Source organism: Halomonas sp. THAF12 (assembly GCF_009363675.1).
Classification (GTDB): Bacteria; Pseudomonadota; Gammaproteobacteria; order Pseudomonadales; family Halomonadaceae; genus Halomonas; species Halomonas smyrnensis.
This window is the reverse complement of the sequence record NZ_CP045399.1, coordinates 750737-768237: the sequence shown is the minus strand read 5'-3', so window position 1 is coordinate 768237 and position 17501 is coordinate 750737. Positions and strand designations below refer to the sequence as shown.

15 protein-coding genes are annotated in these 17501 nt (G+C 70.6%); 9 read left to right on the top strand and 6 right to left on the bottom strand.

Features of this window, described 5'->3' with window-relative positions; all coding sequences use genetic code 11:
* Positions 1 to 84: 84 nt before the first annotated feature.
* The gene (locus tag FIU88_RS03465) at positions 85 to 1614 is read right to left on the bottom strand and encodes a nodulation protein NfeD (RefSeq protein ID WP_152480113.1); all 1530 of its coding nucleotides are present in this window, start codon (positions 1612 to 1614) and stop codon (positions 85 to 87) included.
* Between the two features lie 442 nt (positions 1615 to 2056).
* Here FIU88_RS03465 and FIU88_RS03460 point away from each other — a divergent pair, with 442 nt between their 5' ends.
* The 8 genes from FIU88_RS03460 to FIU88_RS03420 all read left to right on the top strand — a co-directional run bounded on the left by FIU88_RS03460 (position 2057) and on the right by FIU88_RS03420 (position 9139).
* Positions 2057 to 3145 carry an aminoglycoside phosphotransferase family protein gene (locus tag FIU88_RS03460; protein WP_152478202.1) on the top strand — a complete coding sequence of 363 codons (1089 nt, stop codon included), beginning with the start codon at positions 2057 to 2059 and terminating at the stop codon, positions 3143 to 3145.
* 93 nt (positions 3146 to 3238) lie between these two features.
* The gene (locus tag FIU88_RS03450; protein WP_152478200.1) at positions 3239 to 4474 is read left to right on the top strand and encodes an ABC transporter substrate-binding protein; all 1236 of its coding nucleotides are present in this window, start codon (positions 3239 to 3241) and stop codon (positions 4472 to 4474) included.
* A gap of 49 nt (positions 4475 to 4523) precedes the next feature.
* A complete protein-coding gene (locus FIU88_RS03445) occupies positions 4524 to 6203 on the top strand; it encodes an ABC transporter permease (RefSeq protein ID WP_152480112.1) in 1680 nt (559 codons plus the stop codon).
* A complete protein-coding gene (locus FIU88_RS03440) occupies positions 6200 to 6844 on the top strand; it encodes an ATP-binding cassette domain-containing protein (RefSeq protein ID WP_172977651.1) in 645 nt (214 codons plus the stop codon). The genes FIU88_RS03445 and FIU88_RS03440 overlap by 4 nt, the downstream gene beginning before the upstream one ends.
* 34 nt (positions 6845 to 6878) lie before the next feature.
* Entirely contained in the window at positions 6879 to 7571 is a 693-nt protein-coding gene (locus FIU88_RS03435) for a TIGR04283 family arsenosugar biosynthesis glycosyltransferase (protein WP_172977650.1), read from the top strand.
* Entirely contained in the window at positions 7561 to 8238 is a 678-nt protein-coding gene (locus tag FIU88_RS03430) for a TIGR04282 family arsenosugar biosynthesis glycosyltransferase (RefSeq protein ID WP_152478197.1), read from the top strand. Before FIU88_RS03435 ends, FIU88_RS03430 begins: the two co-directional genes overlap by 11 nt.
* 131 nt (positions 8239 to 8369) lie before the next feature.
* A complete protein-coding gene (locus tag FIU88_RS03425; RefSeq protein WP_026068524.1) occupies positions 8370 to 8948 on the top strand; it encodes a sigma-70 family RNA polymerase sigma factor in 579 nt (192 codons plus the stop codon).
* Complete coding sequence (locus tag FIU88_RS03420; protein ID WP_016855720.1) at positions 8945 to 9139, top strand: zf-HC2 domain-containing protein; 195 nt, start codon at positions 8945 to 8947, stop codon at positions 9137 to 9139. The genes FIU88_RS03425 and FIU88_RS03420 overlap by 4 nt, the downstream gene beginning before the upstream one ends.
* A gap of 1 nt (position 9140) precedes the next feature.
* Here the strand turns inward: FIU88_RS03420 and FIU88_RS03415 are convergent, their stop codons facing one another.
* Positions 9141 to 9599, bottom strand: coding sequence for a DUF302 domain-containing protein (locus tag FIU88_RS03415; protein ID WP_253742699.1), 459 nt, complete (start codon positions 9597 to 9599; stop codon positions 9141 to 9143).
* A 199-nt stretch (positions 9600 to 9798) separates the two neighbouring features.
* Between FIU88_RS03415 and FIU88_RS03410 the strand changes: the two genes are divergently transcribed.
* Entirely contained in the window at positions 9799 to 10518 is a 720-nt protein-coding gene (locus FIU88_RS03410) for a DUF3047 domain-containing protein (protein ID WP_152478196.1), read from the top strand.
* 7 nt (positions 10519 to 10525) lie between these two features.
* Here the strand turns inward: FIU88_RS03410 and FIU88_RS03405 are convergent, their stop codons facing one another.
* The 4 genes from FIU88_RS03405 to FIU88_RS03390 all read right to left on the bottom strand — a co-directional run bounded on the left by FIU88_RS03405 (position 10526) and on the right by FIU88_RS03390 (position 17464).
* A complete protein-coding gene (locus FIU88_RS03405) occupies positions 10526 to 11200 on the bottom strand; it encodes a haloacid dehalogenase type II (RefSeq protein WP_152478195.1) in 675 nt (224 codons plus the stop codon).
* A gap of 140 nt (positions 11201 to 11340) precedes the next feature.
* The gene (locus FIU88_RS03400; RefSeq protein ID WP_152478194.1) at positions 11341 to 12750 is read right to left on the bottom strand and encodes an aminotransferase; all 1410 of its coding nucleotides are present in this window, start codon (positions 12748 to 12750) and stop codon (positions 11341 to 11343) included.
* 271 nt (positions 12751 to 13021) lie between these two features.
* Positions 13022 to 14503: an NAD-dependent succinate-semialdehyde dehydrogenase gene (locus FIU88_RS03395; protein ID WP_016855715.1), complete on the bottom strand. Its 1482-nt coding sequence runs from the start codon at positions 14501 to 14503 to the stop codon at positions 13022 to 13024.
* Between the two features lie 183 nt (positions 14504 to 14686).
* Positions 14687 to 17464, bottom strand: a complete 2778-nt coding sequence (locus tag FIU88_RS03390) for an aminotransferase class I/II-fold pyridoxal phosphate-dependent enzyme (RefSeq protein WP_152478193.1) — start codon at positions 17462 to 17464, stop codon at positions 14687 to 14689.
* Positions 17465 to 17501 lie beyond the last annotated feature (37 nt).

The window sequence follows — 17501 nt, the reverse complement described above, 5'->3', positions numbered from 1 at the left end:
CTCCTTTCGGTTTCAAGGGCGTATCGGTTTCAGGGACGTATCGGTTTCAGGGACGTATCGGTCTCGGGGTCGAGACATCACGCGCTATCGGCGCTCGGCGGCCGCGGCCCGAAGCGGCTCGACGTCGACGGTGAGCCCGTCGATGGCGACCACCCGCACCGTCTGTCCGCGGCGCAGCGGCTGCTCGCTGCGGGCGTTCCAGCGCTCGCCGTGCAGCCGCACATGGCCGTCGCCCTGGAAGTCCTCCAGCGCCACCGCCTCGGTGCCGATCAGCTCCTCCTGGCCGGTGCGCGGCGTGCGCCGGCGCAGGCCCAGGAAGCGGGTCATCACCCACAGCATCAGGCCCGCCGCCACCAGGGCCACGCCGCCGATCAGCGGCAGGGAAATATTCAGGGTATCCGCGTCCATGAGCATCACCGATCCGATCACGAAGGCCACGATGCCACCGATGCCCAGGATGCCGAAGCTGGGCATCAGCGCCTCGCCGACGATCAGCCCCAGCCCCACCAGGATCAGCGCCAGGCCGGCATAGTTGACGGGCAGCACCTGGAAGGCGAACAGCGCCAGCAGCAGGCAGATGATGCCGATGGTGCCCGGCACCAGGCTGCCGGGATTGGAGAGCTCGAAGATCAGGCCGTAGAAGCCGATGATCATCAGGAAGTAGGCCACGTTGGGGTTCGTGATCACCTCCAGCAGCCGGGTGCGCCAGTCGGGATCGAAGCGTTCGACGACCAGGTCCGCGGTCTGGAGCGTGACGGTGCCGTTCTCCATCACCACCTCGCGGCCGTCGAGCTGGGCGAAGAGGTCGTCGAGGTCGCTCGCCAGCACGTCGATGACGTTTCGTTCCAGCGCCTCCCGGGCGGTGAGATTGACCGCCTCGCGCACCGCGTCCTCGGCCCAGTCGGCGTTGCGGCCGTGGCGATCGGCCAGCGAGCGGATATAGGCCACGGCGTCCTCCAGCACCTTGCGCTCCATGGCGGTCTCGCCGCGGCGCTTGGGGGCGGCCTGCTGATCCCCCGCCGCCGTGTCGTCGCCCTCCCCGGCCGAGGCCTCGCCAGCCTCGTCGCGCGCCACGTCGCTCCCCTCCGTCGCGGCGGCCGGCTTACCCTTGCCGTCGGACGCGGGCGCCGCATCCTGCGCATCGGCGTCGTCCGGCGCCTCCGGCTCGCCGATGCCGGGCAGCCCGCCCCCGCCGCCGATCTGCACCGGCGTGGCCGAGCCGAGATGGGTGGCCGGCGCCATGGCCGCCACGTGGCTGGCATAGAGCAGGTAGGTGCCGGCGCTGGCCGCCCGGGCGCCGCCGGGCGAGACATAGAACGCTACCGGAATCTCCGAGGACAGCATCGCCGAGATCATGTCGCGCATGGAGGCGTCGAGGCCCCCGGGCGTGTCCAGCCGTACCACCACCAGCCGCGCCTCGCGCTCGGCGGCGATCTCCAGGCCGCGCAGGAAGTAGTCGCCGGTGGCCGGGCCGATGGCGCCGTCGAGCGTCATCACCAGGGCCGTGCCCCGCTCCTGCTGGGCGCTCGCCTGCCAGGCGGCGAGCCCGCCCAGCAGCAGGCAGGCCAGGCTGAACCAGAGCAGCACGCGATGCGGCAGGGACGATCGAAACATCATGGGCACCTCGCCCGGGCTCTCGGCATACGGGTGAGGGCTGGCCACACCGCGCAAGATCCCTATCATTGGCACCTGCCGATCAGTGTAGTCGTCGCACCCGAAGAAGGCTCGGCGTGGGCCTTCCCCCCGCCAGAGAGCGGCATCGCCGCGACACGCGGTCGGCCGCGCAAGGCATACGCCCCGTCGATGACGCCACGAGCCTCGCCGAGATGCGCCGATGCCCTCCCCCTCGTTGCCCGCTGCGACTCGCGCCCTGCGGCCGATCGCTGCGCCGTCTGTCGTCGCCGCTCGGCCCATGGCGCGACGGAGACCCGGCGCCGGCCCACTGGCGTGATCTCCTGCGGGCCAGGCGGGCGTGCAGCCGCATCGTCGAGGTGCGTGTAAGGTGAGACGCCCTCATGCGACCATCCATGACCATCGTCCCCGAACAAGGAGCGTCATGCCGGACATTGACTCTCGCCGCGACACGCCGCGGGTCCCGTCGACCCTCCGCGACCCGGTGGCCGCGGCCCTGGCCCGCACGGGCCTCGACGCGGGCATCGCGGCGCTGCGCCCGATGGCCGACACGGGCCTCGCCCACCACCATCTGTGGCTCGAGCGGACCGGGGGCGACTGGGTGGCGCGACTGCCCAAGCAGAGCCAGATGCGCCTCGACCCCGCGGCGAACCTCGCCTACCAGGCGGCCTGCTTCTCCCGCGCCAGCCGCGGCGGCCACGCCCCCGCGCTGCACGGCCTGCTGCCGCCGGACCCGACGCTGCCCCGGGGCGGGCTGCTGGTCGATGCCGTCCGCGGCCGCCCGGCGCGCCTGCCCGAGGACCTGCCTCGCCTCGCCGAGGCGCTGGCCAGCCTCCACACCCTGGCGGTCCCTGCGGCCGAGGCCCGGGCGCCGCTGCTCTCGCCCGCGGATCCCTGGGCCGCCATGCGCGAGGAGCTGGACGAGCAGGCGCGCTTCCTCGAGCAGGCGGATTTCCCGGACGCGGCCCGTGCCCCGATCGAGGCCGAGCTGGCCGCCCTGCCCCGCCGCCTGCCACCCGGCCCCGGGGCCGAGCCCCGCCTGATCAGCTTCGATGCCCATCCCGGCAACTTCCTGATCACCGAAGACGGTCGCGCGGTGCTGGTGGACCTGGAGAAGTGCCGCTACGGCCTGGTCGGCTTCGACCTGGCCCACGCCAGCCTCTACACCTCCACCACCTGGGATCTCCATAGCCGTGCCGAGCTGGCGCCCGGGGAGGTGGCCGCCTTCTACCGCGACTGGCTCGCGGCCACCGGGCTCGCGGGGGAGGTCGAGACCCTGCTGGCGTGCCGGCGCGCCATGTGGCTCTGGTCGCTGACCTGGTGCGCCAAGTGGCGCGCCAGCCATCGACGGGCGCAGGATGCGCGGCGGCGCGGCGAGGACTGGTCCGCGGCGTTGAGCGACGACGCCCTGATCGCCCACGTGCGCGAGCGCGTGGACCACTACCTGTCGGTGGCCGCCATCGAGCACGTGCGCGGCGAGCATCGCGACCTGCAACGCCGCCTTGCGTCCTGACGCATGCCCCCTTGCCCCTGTTCACCTTCACCTTCACCTTCACCTTCACCTTCACCTTCACCTTCACCTTCACCTTCACCAAGAGGATCCACGATGCGCGCACCCTCTCTCCGGCTGGCCGCCCTGCTGCCCGCCCTGCTGACCAGCACGGGGCTCATGGCCGCCCCCGACCCGGCCGACTGGCCGGCCGTGCTCGAGGAGGCCCGCGGCCAGACGGTCTACTGGTACGCCTGGGCCGGCGACCAGCGCACCAACGACTACATCGACTGGGTGGCCGAGCGCGTCGATGCGCGCTTCGACATCGACCTCGAGCACGTCAAGGTCGGCAACACCGCCGAGGCGGTCTCCCGGGTGCTGGCGGAGAAGCAGGCCGGCAACGACACCGCCGGCAACGTCGACCTGATCTGGCTCAACGGCGAGAACTTCGCCGCCATGAAGGAGAGCGACCTGCTGTTCGGCCCCTTCGCCCGCGCGCTGCCGAACTTCGCCCTGACCCGCCCGGCGGACAACCCCGAGGTGGTGACCGACTTCACCCTGCCCACCGAGGGCTACGAGTCTCCCTGGGGCCGGGCGCAGATCACCTACTACTATGACGGCGACGCCTTGCGCGGAAATGGCGACGCCCATGACGCGCTCCCCCAGGACATCGAAGAACTGCTCGCCTGGGCCGAGGCCAATCCGGGGCGCTTCACCTACCCGCGCATTCCCGACTTCACCGGCAGCACCTTCCTCAAGCAGGCGCTGATCGAGCTCACCGACCGGGACGAGGCGCTCTACGCGCCGGTCGAGGAGAGCGACTTCGCCGCCGTCACCGCCCCGCTGTGGGACTACCTGGATGCCCTGCACCCGCACCTGTGGCGCGGCGGCCGCCAGTTCCCCGCCAGCGGCCCCGAGATGCGCCGCCTGATGGGCGACGGCGCGCTCTCGCTGGCCTTCACCTTCACCCCCTCGGAGCCGGCCGCGGCGGTGGCCGACTACGAACTGCCCCCGAGCACGCGCAGCTACGTGCCCGACAGCGGCACCCTCGGCAACGTGCACTTCGTCGCCATCCCCTACAACTCGCCCCACCAGGCCGGCGCCATGGTCATCGCCGACTACCTGCTGTCCCCGGAGGCCCAGGCGACCAAGCAGGACCTCGACGTCTGGGGCGACCGCACCGTGCTCGACGTCGCCCGGCTGCCGGCGGAGGACCAGGCGCGGTTCGCGCTGGACGCGGAGAACCCGGCGATGCTGCCGGCGGGCGCCCTCGCGCGCACCCTGCCCGAGCCGCACCCCAGCTGGATGACGTCACTGCAGGACGCCTGGCAGGCGCGCTACGTCGGCCGATGAGAACGAGCGCTACCCCCTGCGGTGCGGGCGACGCGGGGCCGACCCCATGATGCTGCGCCTCGCCCCCGCACTGATCGTCACCCTGCTGGTCGCGCCGATCCTGGCGGGCCTCGCCATGGCCCTGCTGCCGGCCTTCGGCTACCTGCCGGCGCTCGGCGGCGAGAGCCTCTCGCTGGCGCCCTGGCGGGCGCTGGCCGCCCAGCCGGGCATCGGCCGCTCGGTCGCCATCAGCTTCGCCGGCGGCCTCGTCGCCACCGCCCTGTCGCTGGCCGTGGTGCTGCTCTACCTGGCCGCGGCGAGCGGCAGCCGGCTCGATCGCTGGATCCGGCGGCTGGTCTCGCCGCTGCTCTCCATTCCTCACGCCGCCGCGGCCTTCGGGCTGGCCTTCCTGATCGCCCCCACGGGGCTGCTCGCGCGGCTGGCCTCGCCGGCGCTGACCGGCTGGGAGCAGCCGCCGGACCTGCTGATCGTGCAGGACCCCTGGGGGCTCTCGCTGATCGCGGGACTCGTCATCAAGGAGGTGCCCTTCCTGCTGCTGATGAGCCTGGCCGCGCTGCCCCAGCTCGATGCCGAGCGCCGGGTGGCCATGGCCCGCTCGCTGGGCTACCGGCCCGCCATCGCCTGGCTCAAGGTGGTGGCGCCGGCGCTCTATCCGCTGATCCGCCTGCCGGTGTTCGCGGTGATCGCCTACGCCTCCTCGGTGGTGGACGTGGCGATGATCCTCGGCCCGACCCTGCCGCCGACGCTGGCCGTGTCGATCCTCACCTGGTTCAGCGACCCCGACCTCGACCAGCGCTTCCTGGCCTCGGCCGGCGCGATCCTGCAGCTCGGCGTCACCGCCTCGGCGCTCTTTGCCTGGTGGGGGCTGGAGCGGCTCATGGCGAGGCTGATGACGGCCTGGATCACCCGCGGCGGGCGCGACCGGGGCGAGGCCGGCCTGCGCCACGCCGGCAAGCTGCCGATCCTGTTCGCCACCGGGATCGCCTTCGCCGGCGTCGGCGGCCTGGCGATCACCTCGGTGGCCGGGTTCTGGCGCTTCCCCGACGCCCTGCCCCGCACCATGACGCTGGATCACTGGGCCCAGGCGCTGCCCGCCCTCGGCGAGCCCCTCGCCTCGACGGCGCTGATCGCGCTGGGCGCCACCCTGCTCGCCGCGGTGCTGGTGCTGGCGGCACTCGAGAACGAGCAGCGCACCGGGCGCACCGCCTCGAAGGCGCTGTGGCTGCTCTACCTGCCGCTGATCGTGCCGCAGATCGCCTTCCTGTTCGGGCTGGTGGTGGTGATGGAACAGCTCGGTACCCGGCCGTCCCACGGCCTGATCGTCTTCGGCCACCTGCTGTTCGTGCTGCCCTACGTCTTCCTGTCGCTCTCGGAGGCCTACCGGCGGATCGACCCCCGCTGGACCCGGCTCGCCCTGACCCTCGGCGCCTCGCCCAACGCGGTCTTCTGGCGGGTCCGGCTGCCGATGCTGCTGGCCCCGCTGCTCACCGCCTGCGCGGTGGGCCTGGCCGTGAGCATCGGCCAGTACCTCCCCACCCAGCTGCTCGGCGCGGGCCGGGTGAGCACCGTCACCACCGAGGCGGTGTCGCTGGCCGCCGGCGGCAACCGCCGGGTGATCGGGGTCTGGGCGCTGGTCCAGGCGGGCCTGCCGCTGGTGGGCTTCGCGATCGCCATCGGCCTGCCGAAACTGCTATGGTCCCATCGCCGCGGCATGCAGGGAGCCCCATGACCACGCCCCATCGACTCGCACTTCGCGACCTCCACATCCGCCTGGGCGACACGCCCCTGGTCGCCCTCGACGCCGAGATCGGCCCGGGCGAGGTACTTACCGTCATGGGCCCCTCCGGCTCGGGCAAGTCGACCCTGCTGGCCTGCCTGGCCGGCTTCCTGGCGCCCGAGTTCGCGGCCTCGGGCCGCATCCTGCTGGACGGCCGCGACCTCACGCCCCTGCCCGCCGAACGCCGCGGCATCGGCCTGCTGTTCCAGGACCCGCTGCTCTTCCCCCACCTCTCGGTGGCCGGCAACCTGCGCTTCGGCCTCGCCGGCACCGGCGCCGACAAGGCCGCCCGGGTCGAGCAGGCGCTCGCGCACGTCGGGCTGGCCGGGTTCGGCGAGCGCGACCCTGCCACGCTCTCCGGCGGCCAGAAGGCGCGGGTGGCGCTGATGCGCCTGCTGCTCTCGGCCCCCAGCGCGGTGCTGCTCGACGAGCCCTTCTCGAAGCTCGACACCCACCTGCGCCAGGCGATGCGCCGGCTGGTCTTCGAGCACCTGCGCGAGGCCGGCCTGCCGAGCCTGCTGGTCACCCACGACCGCGAGGACGCCGAGGCCGCCGGCGGGCGGGTGATCGAGCTCTCGCCCGCGGGCCGGTGAGGCGATGCCCGGCCGATCCCTCTGGAGCACCGCGATGTCGCCCCCGCCCCGGCTGAGCATCGTGCTGCCGACGCTGAACGAGGCCGCCATCATCGAGGCGACCCTGACCCGCCTGCAGGCGATGAAGGCGGCCGGCGTGGAGCTCCTGGTGGTCGACGGCGGCAGCCGCGACGAGACGCCGGCCCGGGCGCGACCGCTGGCCACGCGGGTGATCGAGAGCGCGCCCGGTCGCGCCCGGCAGATGAATGCCGGCGCCGCCGAGGCCCGGGGCCGAGCGCTGCTGTTCCTGCATGCCGACACCGATCTGCCGCCGGGGGCCGAGGCCGCGATCGCCGCGGCGCTGGCCGAGGGGCACGCCTGGGGGCGCTTCGACGTGCGGCTGGCCGGGCACCATCCGCTGCTGCCCGTGATCGCCTTCGCCATGAACCGCCGCTCGCGCTGGACCGGCATCGCCACCGGTGACCAGGGCCTGTTCATGACCCGAGCGGCCTTCGACGCCGCGGGCGGCTTCCCCGATCAGCCGCTGATGGAGGACATCGAGATGTCGCGACGACTCAAGCGGGTCTCGAGGCCGGCCTGCCTGCGCGCGCGGGTGACGACCTCGGGCCGGCGCTGGGAGCGGGGCGGCGCCTGGCGCACCATCCTGCTGATGTGGCGGCTGCGCTGGCGCTACTGGCGCGGTGCCTCCCCCGACGACCTGGCCAGGGCCTATCGCCATGTGCGCTGACCCCCGCGACGCCTCCCTGGCGATACTCGCCAAGGCCCCGATCCCCGGGCGCGCCAAGACCCGGCTGATCCCGGCGCTCGGCGCCGAGGGCGCCAGCCGGCTCCACGTGCGGCTGCTGCGCCACGCCGTCGCCACCGCCCTGGCGGCAAGCGAGCCTTCGCGCATCACCCTGTGGACGGCGCTCGAGCACGACCACCCGCTGTTCCGCGAACTGGCCGAGCGCCACGGCATCGCGCTGCGCGCCCAGCCCGAGGGCGACCTCGGCGCGCGCATGCACCACGCCCTCGCGGCCATGGGCGCACCGGGGCTCGTGATCGGCAGCGACTGCCCGGCGCTGACCCCGGCGCTGCTGCGACGCTGCGCGGCGGCGCTGATCGAGGCCGACGGCGTCTGCGTGCCGGTCGAGGACGGTGGCTACGCGCTGGTCGGCGCCCGACGCGCCGAGCCCGGCCTGTTCCAGGGCATCGACTGGGGCACGGACCGGGTCATGGCCCAGACCCGCGAGCGCGCCATGGCGATGGGCTGGCGCCTCGCCTGCCCGGCCCGGCTCTGGGACGTCGACCGCCCCGAGGATCTCCCCCGGCTGGCCCGGCTGGGCGAGGCGCTCGGCGTCGACTTCCTCGCGCCTCGCCATCGGGGGCGCCGCGACTCGCGTCCCGCCCTGTAAGGAAGGTCGGCACGACACGACCCAAGACCATCCACGATGGTTTAAACGGAGTCTCACTACACGACGGCAAAACCCTGCTGATAGACTCGTTCCCCATCACGACGACAAGCGATGGGGATGGCGACCGAGTAATGGACGACAAGGCACACCGAATGGAGCGGCTCACGGCAGTGAGGCCGCGACTGGTCTCCTTCGCCCTCATGCATCTGCGGGATCGAAGCCGGGCAGAGGATGCCGTACAGGAGGCCATGATGTCCGCCATCGAGAAGAACGACAGCTTCGCCGGGCGCTCGGGCTACGAGACCTGGGTCTTCGGCATCCTCAAGTACAAGATCCTCGACGCCATGCGCGCCCAGAAACGCCACGGGCAGTGGCAGCCGCTGGCGGACGAAAACGACGAGGAGGCGATCGACCGCCAGTTCCAGCAGAGCGGCCACTGGCGGCCGGATGCCAGGCCCCAGAGCTGGGGCGAGCCCGAGGCCGCCTTCGAGAGCGAGCACTTCTGGCGCGTCTTCGACGCCTGCATGATCGCCCTGCCCGACAGCGCCGCACGGATCTTCTCCCTGCGCGAGCTGATGGGGCTCTCCACCGAGGAGATCTGCCGGGAGCTCGAGATCAAGGAGAACAACTGCTGGGTCATGCTGCATCGCGCCCGGCTGAAACTGCGCGCCTGCATCGAGCAGGGCTGGCTCGAGGGAGATGCCTCATGATGATGTGCAAAGAAGCGACCCGCCTGATGTCGCTGCGCCAGGACCGCCCCCTCAGCTTCCAGGAGCGGCTCTCGCTGCGGCTGCACCTCGCCATGTGCGGCGCCTGCCGGGAGTGCAACCGGCAGTTCACGCTGCTGCACGAGGCCGGCCGGCGCTTCGGCCCCGAGGACAGCGACGAACCGCCGGCTTGAGTCAGCGGCCCGCGGCGGCCCCGGCCAGGCCCTCGAGCACGCCGTCGATCTTCTCCAGGGGCAGCTCACAGCCCTCCAGGCCGTGACGCTCGGCCAGGTAGTGGGGCGAGTTCCACTCCAGGCGCACGCCCTCGTCGGTCTCCCTCACCACCATCTTCTGCGGCAGGTCCAGCGCCATGCTGCCCTGGCACTGCATCATGGGCGTGCCCGCCGCCGGGTTGCCGAACACGAAGGTGCGGGTCGGCGGCAGCGCGAGATCCACGCGCTGCGCATTGGCCGCATGGTCGACCACGGTCATCAGGGTCAGCCCCTTCTCCTCGATCGCCGCGCGCAGCCGCTGGTCGACGCGCTCGAACGCATCGTCCGATTCGAGATGCATGACGCCGTGGGTCTCCGCCTGCACGACCGGCGCCGCGGCCAGCAGCAGGCCCAGGGCCGCCCCGATCACTGCTCTGCTCATGATGTCTGTTCCTTCTCGTTGATGGCCCGCACAGCGTGGCCAACCCCGGCGGCCCTGGCAAGTCCGCCCGCCGGGGCGACCGATCGGGGCCGCCGACGACGGATAGGCGGGGCCCCGACGCGGCCGTCGGCCGACGACGCTGTAAGGATGGCCTTGCGTCCTCGACCGAGCCCGGTTCCCCGATCCCTGGAGTGCCCCCATGACGATTCGATCGCCACGCGTTTCCCCCCAGACATGCCCGGGTCGCCCGACGGGCCGTCGGCGGCTCGCCGCGCTGCTCGCCGGACCGCTGCTGGCCGGGGCAGGCCTCGCCGGAGCGGCCGACGACCTGCACTTCTCGCCGGAGGCGATTCACGACTGGCCGACCCGGGCCTTCGCCGGCGAGACCGAGTACCGGGTCGTCGACCTGGCGGGCACCCGGGCGCTTCGGGCCCGCGCCCGGGGGCAGGCCTCGGCCAAGTACCTGGAGCGCGAGATCGACCTCGAGGCGACGCCCTATCTGCACTGGTGCTGGCGCGTCTCGGAGACCCACCCGGGGCTCGACGAGACGCGCCAGGACGGCGACGACTACCCGGCCCGGGTCTACGTGGCCCGCAAGACGGGGCTGCTGCCCTGGCAGGTGGAGTCGGTGAACTACGTCTGGGCCTCGACCCAGCCGGCCGACAGCGCCTGGCCCAACGCCTTCACCAATCGCGCCCGGCTGCTGGCGCTGCGCAGCGGCGACGCGCGAGTCGGCGAGTGGGTGGCGGAGGTGCGCGACGTCGGCGCGGACTACCGGCGCCTGTTCGGCAGCCGCCCGGCCAGCATCGACGGCCTCGCCCTGATGAGCGACGGTGACAACGCCGGCGTCGATGCCACGGCCTGGTTCACCCACCTCGGCCTCTCCGCCTCGCCCACGCCGCCCGACTGCCCGGGATGAGGCCGGCTCAGGTCAGCCGATCGGCCAGCGCATCGAGGCCGGCCACGGTGAAGTCGGGCTCGATGCCCCAGGGGTCGAAGGGGGCCTCCGGGCTGCGCCTCACCCAGGCCGCGTGCAGGCCCGCATGACGCGCGCCGATCACGTCGAAGGCGTTGCTGGAGACCAGCCAGGTATCGTCCGGCTCGGCCTCGAGGCTCTGGCGAAGGTGGAAGTAGACCGACGGATCGGGCTTGAAGCGCTTCACCTCGTCGACGCTGACGATCTCCTCGAAACGATCGCGCAGCCCCGCCGCGGAGAGCAGCCGGGTCACGGCCTCCTGGCTGCCGTTGGAGAAGGCCACGCAGCTGATCCCGGCCTCGGCCAGCCGCGCCAATGCCGGCGCGGCATCGGGGAAGGCCGGCAGCTGAGCGTAGCGGCTCATCAAATGGTCCTTGTCGGCCTCGGACAGCCGGGTCTGCAGCGCCCGGTCGGTGTACTCGAGTGCCTCCCGGGTGCAGCGGGCGAAGTCCACGTAGGTCCCCATCAGGCCACGCCGGAAGCTGTACTCGAGCTGCTTGTCGCGCCAGCGGCGCGAGAACTCCGTCGCCTGCTCGGGGGTGGCCAGCTGCTGCTCCAGCTCGGTCACTATGCCGTGGGTATCGATCAGAGTGCCATAGACATCGAAGGCCAGTAGCGTCGTCATGGGCGTCTTCCTCCATCAGAAAAACCTCCCCAAGACTGGGGCAGCATCGCGCCCGACACAAGGGGAAGAGGGGCCGGTGCGGCGCCCGGAACCAGGAACGCCGCGGGCGGGGCCGCGGCGTTCCTGGAGGCGGGGGGCGATCAGGCGGTCTGCAGCACGCCTTCGCGGGTCAGCTCGTCGGTGACCTTGTTCACCGCGCGCTCGGTGCGGGCGATGATCTCGTCGACCTCGTCGCGGGTGGCGACCAGCGGCGGGGCGAAGCCGAGGATGTCACCCTGCGGCATGGCGCGGGCGATCAGGTTCTCCTCGAGGGCGGCGGCGGCGATGCGCGGCGCGACCTTGAGCGACGGATCGAAGTGGGCGCGCTTCTCCGGGTCGGCGGAGAACTCCAGCGAGGCCAGCATGCCGACGCCACGCGCCTGGCCCACGATCGGGTGGTCGCCGAAGGTCGCGGCCATGCGCTCCTGCAGGTAGGCGCCGGTCTCGGCGGCGTTGGCGGTCAGGCCTTCGCGCTCGATGATCGCCAGGTTGGCCAGGCCGGCGGCACAGCCCAGGGCGTGGCCGGAGTAGGTCCAGCCGTGGCCGATCGGGCCGTATTCGCCGGTGCCCTGCTCGAGCACCCGCCACACGCGGTCGCCGACGATCACGGCGGAGAGCGGCTGGTAGGCGCTGGTCAGGCCCTTGGCGGTGGTCATCAGGTCCGGCTTGATGCCGTAGTGGTGGCTGCCGAAGTCGGCGCCGATGCGCCCGAAGCCGCACACCACCTCGTCGGCGATCAGCAGCACGTCGTACTTGTCGAGCACGGCCTGGATCGCGTCCCAGTAGCCTTCCGGCGGCGGCACGATGCCGCCGGTGCCGAGCACCGGCTCGCCGATGAAGGCGGCCACGGTGTCCGGGCCCTCGGCCAGGATCATCTCCTCGAGCCTGGCGGCGCAGTGCCTGGAGAACTCGCGCTCGGTCATGCCCTCCTGCTCGGCGGCGCGGTGGTAGTAGTACGGCGCCTCGGTGTGCAGGATGCCGTCCATCGGCAGGTCGAACTGGTCGTGGAAGGCCTTGAGGCCGGTCAGCGAGCCGGTGGCGATGCCGGAGCCGTGATAGCCGCGCATGCGCGAGATGACCTTCTTCTTCTGCGGACGACCGAGCACGTTGTTGTAGTAGCGCACGATCTTGAGCTGGGTCTCGTTGGCATCACTGCCGGACATGCCGTAGTAGACCTTGGACATGCCGGGGCCGGCCAGCTCGAGGATCTTCTCGGACAGGGCGATCTGCGGCTCGTTCGAGTGCCCCACATAGGTGTGGTAGTAGGACATCTCGAGGGCCTGCTGGTAGATGGCCTCGGCCACCTCGGTGCGGCCATAGCCGATGTTGACGCAGTACAGGCCGGCGAAGCCGTCGATGAACTCGCGGCCGTCCTTGTCGACGATGTTGATGCCCTTGCCACCGGTGATCACGCGGCCCGGCGCGTCGCCGTGGGCGAAGTCGCGCAGGTGGGTGGAGGCGTGGAAGGTCACCTTGCGGTCGCGGTCGATCAGGTCCTGATGGGTGGTCATGCGTGTCTCCAGTAGGACTCCCCGACGCCGTCGGGGAGGAGGTTCGTCGTTCGTCATGCGCGGACCGGCCACCGCCGATCCTCTTCCTAAACCCGCGCCGCTCGGGCACAGCTTGCTGAAAAAACTTCTGCCTCAAAACAAGAGAGCTCTGCGAGCGACGGCCAGACAAGGCGGACCCTGGAGAGAACAGCGGAGTTTACGTTCCGTAAATGAGCATGTTCGATCGGACTCGCGCCCGAGACAGGATCCAACGCCGTATGGCCGAGCGCAGCTAGCTCCCTGATACCGAGCCCAGGGCGCCGAGACAGTAGTACTTCGTCTCCAGATACTCGTCGATGCCGGTCACGCCGCCCTCGCGGCCCAGGCCGGACTGCTTGACGCCGCCGAAGGGCACCGGCGGGCCGGTCATCTTCACCGAGTTGACCGAGACCATGCCGTACTCCAGCGCCCGCAGCAGCTTCCAGATGCGCCGGATGTCGTGGGTGTAGACGTAGGCGGCCAGGCCGTACTCGGTGTCGTTGGCCATCTCGATGACCTCGTCGTCGTCGCGGTAGGCGGTGATGCCCGCCACCGGGGCGAAGTTCTCCTCGCGCCAGACCTTCATCTGCGGCGTCACCCCGGTCAGCAGGGTCGGCATGAAGAAGTTCTCGCCCGGCGCCCGGTTCTGGTCGCCGGCCACCAGGGTGGCGCCGCGGGAGACGGCGTCGTCGACGATGGCCGCGGCCTTCTCCACCGCCTGGCGGTGGATCAGCGGCCCCAGGTCGACCTCGCCGTCCAGGCCGTTGCCCACGGTCAGCGCCGCCATGCGCTCGGCGAACTGCTCGACGAAGGCGTCGTGGATCGACTCGTGCACCAGGATGCGGTTGGCCGCCAGGCAGTCCTGGCCGGCGGTCTGGAACTTGGCCGCCACGGCGGCGAAGGCCGCTTCCTTGGGGTCCATGTCCGGGCCGACGATGAAGGGCGCATTGCCGCCGAGCTCCAGCGACACCCGCTTGACGGTATGGGCGCACTGCTCGATCAGCAGCCGGCCGACCCGGGTGGAGCCGGTGAACGACAGCGCCTTGATACGATCCTCATCGCACAGCAGCTTCGAGACCTGGGCGGCATCGCCCAGCACCACGTTGAAGATGCCGGCCGGAATGCCGGCGCGCTCGGCCAGCTCGGCCAGCGCCAGCGCCGAGAACGGCGTCTCGTGGGCCGGCTTGACGATCACCGGGCAGCCGGCGGCCATGGCGGCGGCGGCCTTGCGGGTGATCATCGCCAGCGGGAAGTTCCAGGGCGTGATCAGCGCGGCGATGCCCACCGGCTCCTTGAGCGTGCCGAGCGCGGCGTTGGGGATGTGGCTGGGGATGGTCTCGCCGAAGGTGCGCTTGCCCTCCTCGGCGAACCAGCGCACGAAGCTGGCGCCGTACTCGACCTCGCCGCGGGCGTCCGGCAGCGGCTTGCCCTGCTCGCGGGTCATGATCAGCGCCAGGTCCTCGCGATGGGCCTGCAGCAGGTCGTACCAGGCCAGCAGACGCTCGCAGCGCTCGTCGGCGCGCAGCGCCCGCCAGTGCACGAAGGCCGCCTCGGCGGCGTCCACGGCGGCGCCGATCTGCGCCGCCTCGAGCAGCGGAATATGGCCCAGCACCTCGCCGGTGGCCGGGTCGACGACCGCGTCCTCGCGGCCCTCGTCGCCGTGGGTCCACTTGCCGTCGACATAGGCGTACTGCCGGAACAGGCGCGGGTCGTCGAGCATGTTGGACAGCGTCATAAGCACCTCCCCTGAAACGCCGATGCAGGATCGTATCGGCGATGACATGGCTCCGCGGCGGTTGCCGCGCGATGGAGTCAGGGTAAGGCAGGAAGGCGGGCGGGAGTTTTTGAAGTCGGGCGCCGGAGACGTGACGTTTTTTCGTTCCGGCGCCAAAGAGTTGCGATTTTTTTCGTCCCGCCCTCAGTAGGCCGGCGGCGCTGCCAGGGCGGCCTCGGTGAACACCAGCAGGCCGAGCTCGGGGCGATAGCCGTGGATCTCCTTGACGTCCAGGGCCTGCAGGAAGTGCAGGATCTCCTCGCTGACCACCTGCCCCGGCACCAGCACCGGAAAGCCCGGCGGGTAGGGAATCACGAAGCTGGCCGAGACCACGTCGCGCCCCTGGCGCGCCTGGGCCTGCAGCTCGCCGTTGTCGAAGCGCAGGTACTCGGTGTTCTCCTCGTCGTAGCTCAGGAAGTAGGCGCTGCGGATGTCTCCCTCGGGGGTCTCGGGGCCGCGCCGGAAGGCGTCGTGGAAGCGGCTGAAATCGGGCAGCGGCGGCAGCTCCCGGGTCAGCGAGTGGACCCGCTGCTCGATGATCTTGCGTTCGGGACGGCTGCTGTCCTCCCAGCGGTTCTCGAACTCCTTGGCCAGCTTGATCAGCACGTCGAGCAGATAGGCGATGGAGCCGCGGGTGGTGCCGATGTTGGTCATGAACAGCACGGTGTTGCGCGACGTCTTGTTGATCTGGATGCCGTACTTGTTCATCAGGTATTCGTTCTTGAAGGCGTCGCCGTCGACCCCGGTCGCGCCGATGCCGATGGTCACCCGGGAGGGGTCGACCACGAACTCGTCTCGCGCCCAGGCCTCCTCCATCTGATTCCAGCCGGTCACCGGGTCGTAGTAGGACTCGACGCCGGACTGCCGATACTCCGCGGGCACCATATCGGCGTTCTTGAGCACCCGGAAATACTTCTGCAACAGCGGATGATTATACAGCTGCTCGCGCAGTGACAGTGCCGCCTCGACCTGGGCGTGCACCAGCTCGAAGCCCTCCATCTCGGCCTGCATGCGCCCCACGTCCAGCGAGGCCAGGATCTGGTAGTTGGGCGACGTCGAGGTGTGGGTCATGTAGGCCTCGTGGAAAGGCGCCTCGACGCGCTGACGATAGTCCTGATCGTAGACGTGAATCATCGAGCCCTGACGCAGTGAGGTCAGGGTCTTGTGGGTGGAGTGGGTGGCGTAGGTGCGAATGCGCACGAGGTCGGGGTCCGGCAGCAGCGGACGCTCGAGCCAGGTGGCGTCGTCGTCGGGGTCGAGGGCGTCGAACTCGGCCTTCCAGGCCGCGTACTCCTCGCGATAGGCCTCGCTGCGGTAACGGTCGCGCAGCGTGCGCGCCGCGTGCATGGCGGTGCGCGGCCGGTAGGTCGGGTTGAAGGAAGCGAAGGCGAACCAGGCCTCGTCCCACAGGAACACCAGGTCCGGCTTGATCGCCAGGCACTCCTCCATCACCCGGCGCACGTTGTAGACCACGCCGTCGAAGGTGCAGTTGGTCAGCAGCAGCATCTTCACCCGATCGAGCTCGCCGGCGCGACGATAGGCAAGCAGGGTCTTCTTGATCTCGTGCAGCGGCACCGCGCCGTACATCGAGTAGTCGTTGAGGGGATAGGAATCCAGATAGCTGACGTGGGCCCCGGCCAGCACCATGCCGTAGTGGTGCGACTTGTGACAGTCGCGGTCGACCAGCACGATGTCCCGAGGCTTGATCAGCGCCTGGACCACGATCTTGTTGGCGGTCGAGGTGCCGTTGGTCACGAAGAAGCTCTGGCGGGCGCCAAAGGCTCGGGCGGCGTATTCCTGGGCCTTCTTGATCGGCCCGAAGGGCTGCAGCAGCGAGTCCAGGCCGCCCGAGGTCGCCGAGGTCTCGGCGAGGAAGATGTTGATGCCGTAGAAGTCGATCATGTGCCCCGCCCAGTGCGAGCGGGTCACCGACTTGCCGCGCGAGATGGGCATGGCATGGAACACGCCGGTGGGCTTTTTGCTGTACTCGCGCAGCGCATCGAAGAAGGGCGTGCGATAGCGCTCGTCGATCGCCCGCAGGATGGTGTGGTGCTGCTCGATGTAGTCGGTCTCGCGGTAGAAGATCCGCTTGAAGTAGCGGATGTCGCTGCTGGCGGTGCTCTCCACGTCGCCGCTGCTGACCAGGAACTGGTCCACCTCCGGACGCAGCTCCTGGATCATCGAGCTGAGCAGGATGCTGCGCTCCGCCTCGGAATGCGTCTCTATCGACTGCTCGGACAACCCCTCGAGATAGCCGCGCAGGGCGCTGAGGTTGTACTTCGACTTGAAGGGAAAGTCGAAGCGGATCAGGCAGGCCTGGATGTTGGGATTGACCAGCACCGCGATCAGGGCATCCTCGAAGCTGCGGGCGGTGACCACGTCATAGACGAAGCGGTCCTCGGGCCGGCGCAGGTTGTGGAAGGCCTCCCGCACCACCTCCTCTTCCTGGGGCGAGCAGTTGTCGACGATCAGCAGCTCGAAGTAGGGCTGAGCCGAGCTGTTGGAGGCCGGGTGGCCGCGGCGCAGCTGGTTGAGGGCGTCCAGGGTTTCCAGATCCTCGGCATCGGCATCGGTCTCGCTGAGGTCGACGTGGCGACGCCGGTAGGACTCGCTGATCAGCGCCCGCACCAGGCGCTTGACCACCTTCTCGAGCAGCACGTATTCCTCGCGGTCGAACAGCGCCCAGATGTGCCGGAAATCCTCCTTGGAGGGGAAGGCGTGGTAGTCCTCGATGATCTCCAGGCGAGTCAGCTTGACGTCGATCGCCTTGACCAGCTGGCGCTCGCCAGCCTCGCCCTGGAGGCGCACCAGCTGGCCGAGGTCGCGCTTGAGCGCGTTCCAGGTATCGGCACGCAGTTGGGAAATCTTGTGATAGAACCCCAGCGCGGTGTAGGACGTTTCGGTATGGCTGCTCTCGTGCATGGCGGTCCCCTTGTGGCTCTTGTTGTTCTGCACCCTC

What these genes read in the sequence shown, in the direction of transcription:
- FIU88_RS03465 (WP_152480113.1), bottom strand. Translation starts at nt 1,614, where the DNA reads ATGTTTCGATCGTCCCTGCCGCATCGCGTGCTGCTCTGGTTCAGCCTG.
- FIU88_RS03460 (WP_152478202.1), top strand. Translation starts at nt 2,057, where the DNA reads ATGCCGGACATTGACTCTCGCCGCGACACGCCGCGGGTCCCGTCGACC.
- FIU88_RS03450 (WP_152478200.1), top strand. Translation starts at nt 3,239, where the DNA reads ATGCGCGCACCCTCTCTCCGGCTGGCCGCCCTGCTGCCCGCCCTGCTG.
- FIU88_RS03445 (WP_152480112.1), top strand. Translation starts at nt 4,524, where the DNA reads ATGCTGCGCCTCGCCCCCGCACTGATCGTCACCCTGCTGGTCGCGCCG.
- FIU88_RS03440 (WP_172977651.1), top strand. Translation starts at nt 6,200, where the DNA reads ATGACCACGCCCCATCGACTCGCACTTCGCGACCTCCACATCCGCCTG.
- FIU88_RS03435 (WP_172977650.1), top strand. Translation starts at nt 6,879, where the DNA reads ATGTCGCCCCCGCCCCGGCTGAGCATCGTGCTGCCGACGCTGAACGAG.
- FIU88_RS03430 (WP_152478197.1), top strand. Translation starts at nt 7,561, where the DNA reads ATGTGCGCTGACCCCCGCGACGCCTCCCTGGCGATACTCGCCAAGGCC.
- FIU88_RS03425 (WP_026068524.1), top strand. Translation starts at nt 8,370, where the DNA reads ATGGACGACAAGGCACACCGAATGGAGCGGCTCACGGCAGTGAGGCCG.
- FIU88_RS03420 (WP_016855720.1), top strand. Translation starts at nt 8,945, where the DNA reads ATGATGATGTGCAAAGAAGCGACCCGCCTGATGTCGCTGCGCCAGGAC.
- FIU88_RS03415 (WP_253742699.1), bottom strand. Translation starts at nt 9,599, where the DNA reads ATGAGCAGAGCAGTGATCGGGGCGGCCCTGGGCCTGCTGCTGGCCGCG.
- FIU88_RS03410 (WP_152478196.1), top strand. Translation starts at nt 9,799, where the DNA reads ATGACGATTCGATCGCCACGCGTTTCCCCCCAGACATGCCCGGGTCGC.
- FIU88_RS03405 (WP_152478195.1), bottom strand. Translation starts at nt 11,200, where the DNA reads ATGACGACGCTACTGGCCTTCGATGTCTATGGCACTCTGATCGATACC.
- FIU88_RS03400 (WP_152478194.1), bottom strand. Translation starts at nt 12,750, where the DNA reads ATGACCACCCATCAGGACCTGATCGACCGCGACCGCAAGGTGACCTTC.
- FIU88_RS03395 (WP_016855715.1), bottom strand. Translation starts at nt 14,503, where the DNA reads ATGACGCTGTCCAACATGCTCGACGACCCGCGCCTGTTCCGGCAGTAC.
- FIU88_RS03390 (WP_152478193.1), bottom strand. Translation starts at nt 17,464, where the DNA reads ATGCACGAGAGCAGCCATACCGAAACGTCCTACACCGCGCTGGGGTTC.